Here is a 13,771-nt window from a genome sequence, read left to right as displayed (position 1 = left end):
TTAACTACATTGCAAACGTTGTGAAAAAACGTTTAGCCAAGACTCGAATTCAATTGAGGTCATTGCTTTCCCATACAGATAGCCCTGATGGTTATAACAGCCAAGTTCGTTAAGCTTTTGTGCTTGTCCTTCGGTTTCAACACCTTCAGCAATTAAGCTAACACCAAAAGTTTTCGACAATAAAATTAATGAAGAAATAATCGCAACATCCTCTTTAGAATGTTCAATATTATCAACAAAACATTTATCAATTTTAACATTATCAATAGGTAAAGTTTTTAAGCGCTGTAATGAAGAATAACCTGTACCAAAATCGTCAATTGCAACTTTTACCCCTAGCTCCCGTAAAGCCGACAAGGTTTCAATATGTAGATTGTTATCCGCTGAAAATAGTGATTCAGTTACTTCAATTTCGATCGACTCTGCTGGTATCATCTCATTAATTAAAGTATCGCGAACTTGGCTAAAAAGGTCATTACGGTCAAACTGACGTAACGATACATTAATAGCCATAACGCCAGTGAAAATACCATCAATTCGCCATTGCCTTAATTGTTTACAAGCTGTTTTTAATACGAAGTAGCCTAACTCTTTGATCGAACCATTCGCTTCGGCTAGTGGGATAAATAAATCAGGTCTAATCATACCTTGAGTTGGGTGATTCCAACGTAATAAGCATTCTAAGCCATAAACTTCATTAGTTTGCGCATTAATTTGTGGTTGATACCATACCTCAAAATGTTGATTTTTAATGGCGTCGCTAATTTCTCTTTCAAGCTCTATACGCTGTTGAATAAAACGCTTTTCTTTAATATCAAAAAAAGCATAATCATTACCACCGGCTAGTTTTACTTTATGCATTGCTGAATCAGCAAAAGAGATCAGTTCACGAACATTGGTTGAATCATCAGGAAACTTACTAGCGCCAATACTCATCGATATTTTAAAATCACCAAATTTAGTTTTAAAAGGTTGTTCAAAAATGGCTAATATTTGTTGGCAAACTTTATCTAAATATTGAACTGACTTTTCACTTTCAATAACAATAATAAATTCATCGCCACCGCTTCTGGCAACAATATCGTTTTCTCTAAATTTTTTTTCAAACCGATGTGCAATAGCAATCAATAACTCGTCACCCACTTCATGGCCTAATGCATCATTAATAAATTTAAAACGATCTAAATCACAAAATAAAACCGCAAAATACACCGACGTTAATTCATAGCTTTCACTTAAAAGTCTAAGCTTTTCAAATAATAAGTTTCTGTTAGGTAAATTAGTTAAAGCATCATGATAGGCTTGAAAATGTTTTTCCTCTTCTGATTTTTTCCGTTGCGTAATATCACTAAACTGACAGATATAATGAGTAATTTGCTCTTGGCTATCTTTAACAGAAGATATCATTAACCATTCTGGGTAAATTTCACCATTTTTACGTTTATTCCATATTTCACCTTCCCAGCAACCTTTTTTAATTAACGCTTGCCAAAATTTTTGGTAGAAATATTGATCTTGTTTTCCTGAATTTAAAATGGCTGGAGTTTTGCCAATAACCTCTGCTTCTGTATAGCCGGTAATAGCTGAAAAGCTGTTATTGATTGTATGAATATAGCCATGACGGTCTGTTATCATGACCGCTTCATTAGAAGAGTGAAATATTTTTTCAATAATCGACAATTTCGACAGCACATTATCAAAATATGTAACATCTTTGACAAACAACAACGTTTGTTTACTATCCATTACGGTTTGTTCAAACACACACACTTCAATTGGCAATACACTGCCATCTTGTCGCAATAAAGTTGAATGAAAAATGTCAGAATTAACCTGACGGTTACCAGCAGAGATAAATGTTGAAATTGGTTTATCAATCAATTCTTCTTTTTTAAAACCTGTCATGACAATGTATGAATCATTAACATCAACAACTAAGCCATCATTATCTAAAGTTAAAACACCTAGACATGCTTCGCTTTGTTCTAAAGCTTTATTAAACAATTTCATATTATTTAAAGACCTATTTGCGTTACCTGCATAGCTACAGATACATGGGTTTTATCAAGAATAAAAACGAAATTACCCGCCCAATAGTTGCCTATTGGTTTATAAAAAAAACTTGAGATGAAAGACACACCGCTTTTATTAGAGAGACTTATTTTAAAATCAAATCATTAACTAGGGTCTGTTTATTTTTGTTTAATAATTCAGCTGAGAGATAAACAAAGATCAACAAACTCTAAAGTAAAGTTTAGCTATGCGTAATTAACATTCGTAGTAAGTATTACAAAAATATATAAAAATGCCACTTTTCAATAACATATTTATTGGCAGCAAAAGAAAGGGGAGAAGCTTAAAAAAGGAAAGGTTAATTTTTAGTTTTTCAGTTAGTTACTTTGAAATAACTAACTGAATTCTTTAAAGCTATTATTAGCTAACAAATGTCTGATTAACTGGGCTTTTCAGCACTGAGATAAAACAACAACTTTTAATGTTGTGCTTCTTCGTTGGCTTGTAAACAAATCGCGGCAAAATGTTCAGGATCTAAACTGGCACCGCCCACTAACAAACCATCAATATCAGGCATAGCTAATAACTCAGCTGCATTACTTTTATTAACACTACCGCCGTATAAAATACGCACTTTATTAGCAATAACATCACCAAAAATTGACGTTAATTCTTCTCGAATATAAGCATGAACTTCTTGTGCAGTTTCAGGTGTTGCGGCTAAGCCCGTACCAATTGCCCATACCGGTTCATAAGCAACACATAAGTTATCGCCAGTGGTAACTTGTTCTGCTAACGCTTCATGTAATTGACGATTTAACACATCTTTGGTGATACCGGCTTCACGCTGGGTTTTATTTTCACCAATACAAAAAACCGCCATCAGGCCATTTTTTAAGGTGCTTTCAATTTTAATATGACAAGATGCATCATTTTCATGAAACATTTGGCGACGCTCAGAATGCCCAATTATACAAAAATCACTGCCCGCTTCTTTTAGCATTTTAGCTGAAGTTTCACCGGTATAAGCACCTGAGTCATATTTGCTGACATTTTGGCTACCAATAAAAATTTCTGAATTTTGTAAAAAATGGTGTAAATCACGAATATAAATATAAGGAGGCGCTATCGCTATTTGCGCTTCAAAATGTTGTCTCATAAATGAAACAACTGAGCTACAAATTAAGTCAACACCACCATTTAGTTTCCAGTTAGCTATTACTATTGGTCGACGTTCTGTCATGTTTTTTTCCTTCATTGATGTTATTAGCATACTTGATATTTTCACTGCTAACAGAAGTTTTTAAGCAACCAAATCAGTTTATATGATTCTTTTAGAATAAAAAGCTAATAGTTGATAACTTTTCATCACTTACTATAACCAATCAAACTAACCGATTTATGATTGAATATTGAATAAAAGTTTTCTGAACGATAAAACGAAACCAGCAAGTGCGCCACTGTCACATCAATATGCTTCAGTTATCACCCATTTAATTAAGGCTAATTAACTTTCACGACGAACAAGCTTCTCTAAAGCACGAATATTAGTAATTAAATCATGTCGTTGAGGGTTAGCTTTTAAGGATTTTTTTAAATAACCTAGTGCTTCTTTATAGTTTTGGCTATCTATGGCGATTTGCGCAAGCCCTAACCAAGCTGACAATTGAAAATCAGGCAAACTTTGTGCTCGAACATACATTAATTTTGCCTGTGTTAATTGATTTTTTTGTTGATATAAATTCGCTAAGCTCAATAACGCATCACCTAAATTAGGATCTATCGTAACCGCCTCATTTAAACGCTTTAATGCCGTATCTAATTGGCCATTTTCAATCGCTAATTGAGCGGAATATACTGAAAACTGAGCTTTTTGTTGTGGCTTAAATTTGGTTTTGAGCACCTTAGCTCGATTAACTAATTTTTCAACCAATGACCATTGTTGCTGCACCACTAACCAATTTAGCGCTTGCAAGGTAACATTAAATGCTGATACTTCTTGCTGCTGTGGTACATCCGCCAAACTTGCTATAATTAACTCAACAGCCCGCTCACTACTTCCTTGATTTAAATGTAATTGTGCGGCTAATAATTGATTACTGAGATCTTTAGGATTTAACTTTAGAGAAATTTCAATATTGGTTAACGCTTGCTGTTGCTGACCTTGCTCTAAAGCTATTTGCCCCCTTTGCAACCATAATTGCGCATCATTTGGAGTTTGATTAATAAGCTCTTTTAATAACACACTAGCTTGAGTAACATCGCCCGTTTCAATCAACGCAAACAATAATCCTTTTTGGTACTGAGCTTGTGCTGGTTGTAACATTAACGCTTGGCGATAAGCAGCAATTGCACTCCAGGGTTGATTATTTTGCACATGAATAAAACCTAATTGAGCATACACTTGCGCATCAGCACGGCCTAATTCAACGGCACGAATTAAATGCTGCTGCGCCTTTTGATATTGCTGTTTTTGCATATATAACAAACTTAACCCTTGATGCGCTTTTGCTAAATCAGGCATGGTTTGCAAGCTGGCCTTAAATGCTAATTCCGCCTGTTCTAAATCTTTTAACATCAAAAATATTTGACCACGTAATAGTTGTAATGCTGTACCGTCGTTTTTTAAGTCACGGTTTTTAAATAACGCCGCAATCGCTTGATAATCATTAGCAGACATCAAGGGCTGAATTTGTCTCGCAAAGCCTTGCTCATGCGGTTCCAGCTGTACTTCTAATGGGCTAGTTATTTTATTATCTAAAGCTAACTGCCAGCTTGGCGAAGCTAACTTTAGCTCAATTTTCATGGCTTGTTCGGTACTGCTTGCAGTGAAGCTCAATAAACTTAATGGCATTATAACAACCGCTATAAAGCGTAAATTAGGTAATACTTTTTTTAACAACATTGTCGCTACTGGGCGTATTAAAGACTTGGTATTTTTCATGTTATTCACTTATATAAAACTCACTACTTAGAGTTTAAATTCGATAGGCCAAATAAAGCGCGCACGGACAGTTTCCCCGTCTTTTTTCGGCGAGCTAAAGCGGCTTTGTTTAACAATTTTATCTATTTCAGGTTTTAATTCACGATACGGGTTTTCAACCACATCAATTAAACTGACACGACCATTTTCATCAATAAAAACATCTAATTTTACAATAAAAGCCGTGATCCCTTGTCGAGTTAAGCTTTTGGGTAATCGTGCTTTTACCGGTGTTAATAACCGAGGTAAATCATCTAATTGGTTCAAACTAAAAGCATCCCAATTTACTGTCATTGGCTGCCACTTAGGTGCATTGGTTTGAATCTTTGGGGTCTCGGGCTTAACAATAGCAAGTTTGCTTTGAACTTTAATATCAACTGCCTGAATGGCCGCGCCAGCCCCCTGCACCACTAAACTTTGCATTGGCTCAGCCGATTCTGTTGGCAAAGTACTTGGCGGCGGTGGTGGTGGTAGTGCAACCATAGCAATTTCTCGCACGACAACTTTATCGTCGATAACACGCTCAGCTAATTGCCCTAACCACAACAAAGCAAGCACACTGGCTAGCACTAACATACTCAGTGCAAAAGCAAAAAGTGGCTGACGTAATTGCCGTTTTGAAAAACCCAACATGGTTGCTGGGGCGTTGGAAGTAAATTGCTCAGTCATGTTATTGCTTTGTCGCCAAGTTTACTTGGGCGGCTCCTGCCAGCTTTGCTTCGTCAATCACTTGCACTAATAATTCGGTAGGCACGGTTTTATCTGCTTGGATCACCACAGGTCGCTGCTGTTGCTTAAGCATTTGTTCAACACTACTACGCACGCCAGCAACCCCAATTTGGCTACCATCAAAATACACTTGTTGGCTGTCAGTTATCGCTAAAAATATAACTTGTTGCTCTAACCGGCTGGCCGAAACCGACTGCGGTTTATCGACATCAACACCACTTTCACGCACAAATACGGTAGTAACAATAAAGAAGATTAATAAGATAAACACCACATCAAGTAATGGTGACATATCAATGTGATGACTTGCTTGTTGCTCTAGTCGTTGTTTTAATCTAGCTTGCATAATAAATTAACCAACTCGTGATTCGGTATTCATTAACAAGCTTGGGCAACGCTGCATTTTAGCTAAGTAAGCTTGCATCAACCAAGCAGGAATAGCACAAACTAAGCCTAACTGTGTGGTTAATAGCGCTTCGCCAATGGCTTGGCTCATTAACTCATTTTGCCCTAACGACATCACTTTGAAAGTGTCTAATAATCCAATAATGGTGCCCAACAAGCCTAATAAAGGTAAGGCGGCAGTTAAAATAGAGCTGACTTCATGCCAATAACCTTTACGCTGCATTTGGTACTGTTTTAAGTGCAAAATGTCATGCCAAATTAGTTGATAAACAAACAGTGCCAATAAAATAATTAACCAACACACAACACTAGCTGAAATTTGTTCAAACATTGTCTTTCTCCAATTGACTTAACTGCACAGCAAAAGCTTCAAGCTGGGTGTAATACGATTTCACCTTACGAGATAACAAGGCGTTTAAAACCAGTGCCGGAATAGCAACAACCAAACCTAATTCCGTGGTGATTAACGCTTGGGCTATACCACCAGAGACCACTTCAGGATCACCCGAACCAAATAAAGTCATCATTTTAAAGGTTTCGATCATGCCGCTGACGGTACCTAACAGCCCCAGCAAAGGTGAAACTGAGGCTGTAATGGCAATAGCTCCAACCCAGTTTTCTAATTGATGTTTATTACTGGTTAACTGGTTAAATAACTGGTCATCACGGGCGGTGCCTTTGTCATTATCAAGTGACAACTGGAACAAGCTTGCTTGCATGCCCTGAAAATTATCCACTTTTTGCTGAGCAAATAACTGCAGTAATTGTGATTGCGAATAAAGTTTGATTTTAGCTAAACGGAACAGCTGTATTGCTTTTAACAAGGCAATTACTAAAGCGAAACAGGCAAAGGCCATAATAGGTAATACCCATAAACCACCTTTTTTCATATGCTCAAATGCATTTTCTTGCTGCGCTTGGCTTGCGATCATCCGCGTTAAGCTTGGGTCAAAGGTTAATTGTACTGGTAATGCTTTCGCCGATTCAGCGGTTAAAGACTGCATAGCTTGCGTTAATGAATTTTCTGCCTCATTCGATTGAATTAACGCAACTTTCGCTATTTTACTGTTTTCCGTTAAATCTAATAAACCGGCGATATTAAGTGACTCAACACTGAACCAAGCTACCGGGCCAACTTGCAAGGTATCAGCTTGAGTTATATCACCATTATCTAACACTATGTTTTGTTGAATAAATTGCGGATAAAGTGCATTTTCCTGCGCTTGTATCACCTTACCCACTTCAGCTAATAAAGCATCTTGTGTGCTCGCAGCTTGCTCCTGATGACTGTGTTCACGTACAAAGCGATTCAATAAATTATTTTGATATTGCTGCTGTTGCTGCCAAGTATCTAAGCGTGACTGCAATTTGGTTAAGCTAAGGGTATCTTCATCTGCTAAACGTCGTTGTAATGCCGCATCTTTACGTAACTTAGTTAATGCTTGTTCTTTCTGAAAGATTTGTTTTGATAAAGCCGCTTGCTCTTTACTAATACGAGCTTGAGTGCTGGCTAATTTTTTCTCTGCTGATTGGATATCATTGAGAATACTTTTTATTGTGGCAGCTGTTTTGTCAGTTGAACTTTGTTCAGCCTGAACCGCAAACATGGTTAAAGATAACGCCACTAGAATAAATTTATGAATTGCTGACATTATTGACCCACCTCAGCTAATTTGTTTTTATGCGCCATAATTGGGAGTTGTATCCAATCAGCAGGCTTTTGTTTTTTAAAGATGGCAATTGCTTTCGCCACTTCTTCCGCATTAAGGTTATTGTCAAACTGCCACTGCCAACCTAAATAATCTGGATACCCTATCCCGACATAGCTCATATCTTTACTGACAAACCAAGCTTGTGCCGCGCCTAAATAGAGTTGTGTTACCCAAACTTCATGCCCTTCAGGGTGAGTGATCGCCATTTCATGAAGTGAAATACGTTGCTGAAATTCACGTAATAAGGTGATCATTTTTAAGGTGATTTGTAATTTATCTGTGGTTTCTAATTGCTCATTGCTAATGTCGCCAGCAGCTTGCCAACTTGCCAATAATGGCGGCGGTAATTGCACCTTTAATGACAAAAGTTGCTGGCTTATTTTATTTAATGCCACAATCAATGCTTGTTGCTCTTGCTCTAATACCGCTTGCTTGCTCACCATGTCAGCGCGTTTTTTAGCTAATTCATCATCATTTTGCTGACGATTTTTTCGCACTTTATTCAACTGCTGAAATTCAGCTTCGAGTAAGGTTAGTGATTGTTGCATACTCGTTTTTTGCTCAATGGCATTTTTTTCAAGTTCACTAATTTGACGTTCCGTTAATAACCAACGATTAACGAGTTGCTCTAATTCGCTGACGGTATCAGCCTGTACGTGAAATACGCACAAGCCAAACGCTATTCCAAAAAATTTAATTATTGATGACATTAATTCCACTGCACTTCAAAAGTTAAACGGCACTACCGACAATGTTAATACTCGATGAATTAGCTAATTCAAACGAATAACAATGCCCTAGGTAAATATTTTACGGTGTTATTATCTATCAAACAAAAAAATAACACAAGTGATAATGATTCCTATTTACATTAGTATTGGCAGCTGTTAGTATTTTCCCGATTTTTATTACGGCATAAAAATAAACTAATAAACAACAAGTTAAATATTAGTGAAAAAAATTTATGCTCAGTCAATACATTTATGGAACTAAAATGACTAAACCTTTCATCAAAACAAAACCTTATTTAACGCCATTAACAGTTGCTGTTACTGCTGCTATTTCAACCCTTGCTAGTGCGCAAGACGTTCAAGAACTTTCTGTTACTCAAGCACAAACTCAATCAGAAGAAAGTTATAAAGTTGAAGAATCTAGCTCTCACAAAATCACTAAACCATTATTAGATACTGCGAAAACGATTACCGTGATCAACCAAGCAGTTATGAGCGATCGTAATGCTGATAACTTACGTGATGCCTTACGTAACGTTTCAGGTATTTCAATGGCTGCCGGTGAAGGTGGTGCGCCAACAGGCGATAGCATGTCAATTCGTGGTTTTAGTGCACGTACCGATATTTTTGTTGATGGTATTCGTGATATCGCTGGTTACAATCGTGATATGTATAACATTGAACAAGTGGAAGTAGCTAAAGGCCCTGGTTCTGCCGTTTCTGGTCGTGGTGCTACAGGTGGTAGTGTTAACTTAGCCACTAAAACAGCAAAACTTGATAACTTTAACGATGTTGCCGTACGTTTAGGTTCAGAAAGTGATTACCGCGCACGTTTAGACAGCAATACCCAACTAAATGAAACAACAGCATTACGTGTAAATGTTTTAGCTGACGATGGTGATGTTGCTGGTCGTGATCATGTTGAAAATTCAAATCAAGCCATCGCAGCATCTTTAGCAACAGGTTTAGGAACAAATAGCCGCTTTAATGTTAATGTTGATTATTTAAAGCAAGATAATATTCCTGATTATGGTATTCCTTGGGTATCAAACAGTGCAACATCAGATCCAGTTGCTGAACTTGCCGATTACGAAGGCTCTGCGCCACCGGTAGATTTTGATAACTTTTATGGTAACTTATATCGTGACTTTGAAGACATTAAAGCTTCTTCAGCAACTGCACGTTATGAATACGACTTATCACCACAAACCACTTTACGCGCCCAAGCACGTATCGGTTCGGTTGAGCGTGTATCAGTTGTTACTGCACCGCGTTTTATGGATGTAAAAACCAGTACAGATGTTCGCTTAAGTGATGAAAAAACACGAGATACAAAAGATTCTTTAACGGCTATTCAATTAGATTTAATTGGCGAATATGAGATTTCAGGGATCACCCATAATGTGGTTACTGGGGTAGAATTTGCCAATGAAACCTTTAAACGTTGGGGCTATGTTGACTTAATTGATGACAATTTAGATAGCACACCTGAACTAAATGACTTGTACAACCCAAATGCCTATGTTGATTTTACCGGTCAATACGGTCGTAATGGTACAAGCATTGAAGCAAAAGCGAAGAACAAATCAATCTATGTATTTGATACCATTACCCTTAATGAACAATGGGAAGTAACTGGTGGCTTGCGTTATGATGATTTTTCTGTTGATTATCAAAATAGCTACACGGATGCGAGTGCGTTAATCAAAACGAGCGACTCATTTTTTAGCTGGAGCTTTGCAACAGTTTATAAACCAACTCAAAACTCTACCTACTACTTTGGTGCCGGTAATTCATTTAACCCATCAGCTGAAGGCTTAACAGTATCAACTCGTGGCAACACAGCTGATTTAGACCCTGAAGAAACCAAAAGTTATGAGTTAGGTGCTAAATGGTCATTACTTGATAACGCCTTATTAACTAACGTTGCCTTATTTAAAACGATTAAAGATAACGCCCGTCAACGTCTTGATAGCACAACTTACGCCTTAGGCGGAGAACAAGAAGTTTACGGTTTAGAATTAAGTGCCACTGGCCAAATCAGCCGTGATCTTGTTGTTATTGCCTCATACACTTATCAAGACAGTGAAGTAGTAACTGATGGTGATTACAATGCCGCTTCAATAGGCCAAGAGCTAGCTAACACACCAAATCATTCAGCGAGTGTTTGGAGTAAATATCAAATTAATGACAAATTATCAGCCGGTATTGGCGCACAATACTTAGGTGAACGCTTTAATAATTCTAATAGCGAAAGCCGTGAAGTAGCCGATAGTTATGTATTATTTGACATGATGGTAGCTTATCAAATTAATGATAAACTGAATGTACAATTTAATGGTGAAAACTTAGCTGACGAAGATTACATCGATCAATTAGGCGGTGGCCATTTTATTCCAGGTAATGGTCGTTCATTCAGCTTAACAGCAAGTTATTCATTTTAATTGATACGACTATTTTAATTTAGTAAAAACAAGGCAAGCCGATATTAGGTTTGCCTTTTATTCATCTTATTAATTGGAAAAATAAATGTTATTAGAAATACCTGAATTGTTAACGCCAGAAGAAGTGATTCATTGCCGAAACACCTTAATTAATGCGCAATGGGCCGACGGTAATATCACGGCCGGCTATCAATCAGCAAAAGCTAAAAACAACATGCAATTACCTGACAACTGCCCTGAAGCCGTTGAATTAGGTGATCTTATTATGGCAGCATTAGCCCGTAATAATTTATTTATGTCGGCTGCATTACCGCTGAAAATTTTTCCGCCACTGTTTAATTGTTATCAAGGTGGTCAGTCATTTGGTGTTCATATCGACAACGCCATCAGACAAGTACCGGGTACACACGTTAAAGTAAGAACCGATATTTCAATGACCATTTTTATCAGCGAACCTGATGAATATGAAGGCGGCGAACTCGTTATTGAAGATACCTACGGCACCAAAAAAGTAAAACTCCCCGCAGGTAGTGTGGTGTTATACCCTTCAACCAGCTTACACCGCGTAACCCCAGTAACTAAAGGCTGCCGTTTAGCCTCGTTCTTTTGGTTGCAAAGTATGGTGAGCAGTGATGAAAAACGCGCCTTATTATTTAATTTAGATATGTCAATTCAAAGCTTACGCAAAAAAGTAGACGACAGTGACGAAATTATTCAACTAACTGGGGTTTATCACAACTTGATCAGACAATGGTCGCAAACTTAAGCACTTGGCTTAATTTTTATCGTATTCCTCAAAATTTAAGTTATAAAAATTGTTTCAACTTTTTACTTTTGCCGTTTAAAAAACAAAAACCTGCCGTAGCAGGTTTTTATTAAAAGCGTTACTGGAAGTTTAAGCAAGCAAACGCCACCCAATACCTGTGTATTACATTGCTACTTTAATATTCGTGTAAGGTAAAAATAGCAACAGGTGGCACGGGATCGTCGTTTTCATGATCGCCAATAATATAAATATGCTCATCTCGAAAAACAAAATCACTTGGCTCGGTTACAATTTCATTATCAATATCATAAGAAGCAATAATTTCACCTGTTAAATCCATCTTAAGTAATTTAGTAAATTGTTGTGACAATACATAAAGGTAACCATCATGGTATTGGACTCCCTGAGCATCGTATTCGTAAATACTGCCTTCAACTTCACTGCCGTATGTGATGGTGTATTTATCTTTCAGCGTAAAATCAGTATTTAAAATGATTAACACATCTTCTTCGTCACTATTTTGATCTGAAACTAGGTAATATTCATCGGTTTCAGCGCTGTAGCCTAACCCCGCATATTGATAGGCTATGTTATCGTCGTTGGCTAGGCTAATTAAAAACTCTTGAGTAATGCCATACTGTTGTTCTTTTTGGCTAAATGAAGCAATGACCCCACTGTCTGTCATGACAAAAAATTCATTACCGTCACTAGTAACAGCCTCAACACAGCCCTGATTACAATCAATAGAATCAAAAGTTAAGTTAACACGATCTAATAATTGGAAATCCTCTGTTAGCACAAATAACTCACCTTGATCTGTTACCACTAACCAACGATCATCATTCATCGACCAAAGACCTGAAGGTTGCTTTATTTCACTAGGCAACAGCTCTTGCTTAACTAGGGTTAGTTCTCCACTGTCTTCGATGGGGCCATCACCGATAAAGGCCGACTTATCTGTAACTAAAAAAATATTATTTTCAATGTCAGATGTTACCACGACAATATCACCGTTAGGTATCATGCTAACATCGACAAATTCTGATGAATCAAATCCTTCTATTTGCCATGTGATCACTGGGGTTAATTCTGCGCCTTGAGCTTCATATTGAACAACAATATAAATATCATTCGACTGCTGGCCCAGCATGAGTAAGTTACTGCCAGATATAGATAAGCCAACTATGTCAGTTGAACTAGGTAAAGAATATTGTTTTGTGCTTTCTATCTTTGAATTGAAATGCACAAGTTGGTGGGCTTCATTATCATACAGCCAAATGTTTGTTGTATCTTCTTGGTCAATGGCAATAGAGGTAAAACGCATGTTTTCCGAAAATTGCCATTCTGTCGGTAACGATAAGTTTTGATCAAACTGCTTGAGGGTATTGTCACCATCAATAAACCAATAACTATCATCTTGGCGTTCTACATCATAAGCTTGGTCAATTTCTTCAGGAACATTATCGAGTAAATTGTAAGTTAATTGCTCATCACTGCCATCAATATACCCATATTCAAATGAATATGGGAAAACATCGATACTTGGCCAATTAACATCAAGGCGCTTAATACTGCCAACACCAGAACCAATGCCGCTATAATCAACATAAATTGCGACTGGAAAGTCTTCAACTAAGGTTGAACTTATATCAGGAATACTTAGCTCTATTGCAGATTGTAACGCTGTATTTTCTTGGTTGTTGCTATCATTACACGCTACTAAAAATAACGAAAATGACAAGAATAGAAGTTTGTGTTTGTTACGCATAATAAATCACCTTGGTATTGAAATTATTAGTACGTTAACAAAGGAGTGATCAACGAAATGCGATAAAAATGTCAAGAACGTGTGAAGAAATACAGTTTTTTAACTCTATTACTATCGATGAGTTTTTGTAGTTAATATTGTTATTTGATCTTGTAAGTTATCTGGCTTGCTAAAGTATATAAGCCATCAGAAACTTCACTGTGTCATTATTTTTTCTAAT

Annotated in this window: 11 protein-coding genes; 2 read left to right on the top strand and 9 right to left on the bottom strand. The window is 37.0% G+C overall.

Features of this window, described 5'->3' with window-relative positions:
• The 8 genes from ACSLUO_RS01410 to ACSLUO_RS01375 form a co-directional block, all read right to left on the bottom strand.
• On the bottom strand, window positions 1-2,010 hold the full coding sequence (locus ACSLUO_RS01410; RefSeq protein ID WP_448245531.1) for a sensor domain-containing protein: 2,010 nt from the start codon (window positions 2,008-2,010) through the stop codon (window positions 1-3).
• A 481-nt stretch (window positions 2,011-2,491) separates the two neighbouring features.
• Complete coding sequence (gene tpiA, locus ACSLUO_RS01405) at window positions 2,492-3,256, bottom strand: triose-phosphate isomerase (RefSeq protein ID WP_448245530.1); 765 nt, start codon at window positions 3,254-3,256, stop codon at window positions 2,492-2,494.
• Between the two features lie 264 nt (window positions 3,257-3,520).
• Window positions 3,521-4,957, bottom strand: coding sequence for a tetratricopeptide repeat protein (locus ACSLUO_RS01400; RefSeq protein WP_448245529.1), 1,437 nt, complete (start codon window positions 4,955-4,957; stop codon window positions 3,521-3,523).
• Window positions 4,958-4,984: 27 nt separating this feature from the next.
• Complete coding sequence (locus tag ACSLUO_RS01395; protein ID WP_448245528.1) at window positions 4,985-5,665, bottom strand: energy transducer TonB; 681 nt, start codon at window positions 5,663-5,665, stop codon at window positions 4,985-4,987.
• A 1-nt stretch (window position 5,666) separates the two neighbouring features.
• Entirely contained in the window at window positions 5,667-6,071 is a 405-nt protein-coding gene (locus ACSLUO_RS01390) for an ExbD/TolR family protein (protein WP_448245527.1), read from the bottom strand.
• A 6-nt stretch (window positions 6,072-6,077) separates the two neighbouring features.
• Window positions 6,078-6,461: a MotA/TolQ/ExbB proton channel family protein gene (locus ACSLUO_RS01385; protein WP_448245526.1), complete on the bottom strand. Its 384-nt coding sequence runs from the start codon at window positions 6,459-6,461 to the stop codon at window positions 6,078-6,080.
• Window positions 6,454-7,782, bottom strand: coding sequence for a MotA/TolQ/ExbB proton channel family protein (locus tag ACSLUO_RS01380; RefSeq protein WP_448245525.1), 1,329 nt, complete (start codon window positions 7,780-7,782; stop codon window positions 6,454-6,456). The genes ACSLUO_RS01385 and ACSLUO_RS01380 overlap by 8 nt, the downstream gene beginning before the upstream one ends.
• Complete coding sequence (locus ACSLUO_RS01375; protein ID WP_448245524.1) at window positions 7,782-8,552, bottom strand: DUF3450 family protein; 771 nt, start codon at window positions 8,550-8,552, stop codon at window positions 7,782-7,784. Before ACSLUO_RS01375 ends, ACSLUO_RS01380 begins: the two co-directional genes overlap by 1 nt.
• A 284-nt stretch (window positions 8,553-8,836) precedes the next feature.
• Between ACSLUO_RS01375 and ACSLUO_RS01370 the strand changes: the two genes are divergently transcribed.
• Together ACSLUO_RS01370 and ACSLUO_RS01365 are read left to right on the top strand one after the other, a co-directional pair.
• Complete coding sequence (locus tag ACSLUO_RS01370; protein ID WP_448245523.1) at window positions 8,837-11,017, top strand: TonB-dependent receptor; 2,181 nt, start codon at window positions 8,837-8,839, stop codon at window positions 11,015-11,017.
• A gap of 85 nt (window positions 11,018-11,102) precedes the next feature.
• Window positions 11,103-11,783, top strand: coding sequence for a Fe2+-dependent dioxygenase (locus ACSLUO_RS01365; RefSeq protein WP_448245522.1), 681 nt, complete (start codon window positions 11,103-11,105; stop codon window positions 11,781-11,783).
• 175 nt (window positions 11,784-11,958) lie between these two features.
• Here ACSLUO_RS01365 and ACSLUO_RS01360 read toward each other — a convergent pair whose 3' ends face one another.
• Entirely contained in the window at window positions 11,959-13,551 is a 1,593-nt protein-coding gene (locus tag ACSLUO_RS01360; RefSeq protein ID WP_448245521.1) for a YjiK family protein, read from the bottom strand.
• Window positions 13,552-13,771 lie beyond the last annotated feature (220 nt).

It is taken from the genome of Thalassotalea agariperforans, from assembly GCF_053470345.1.
Note: the sequence above shows the minus strand (reverse complement) of the source record. Positions and strands in the feature narration are given on the sequence as shown.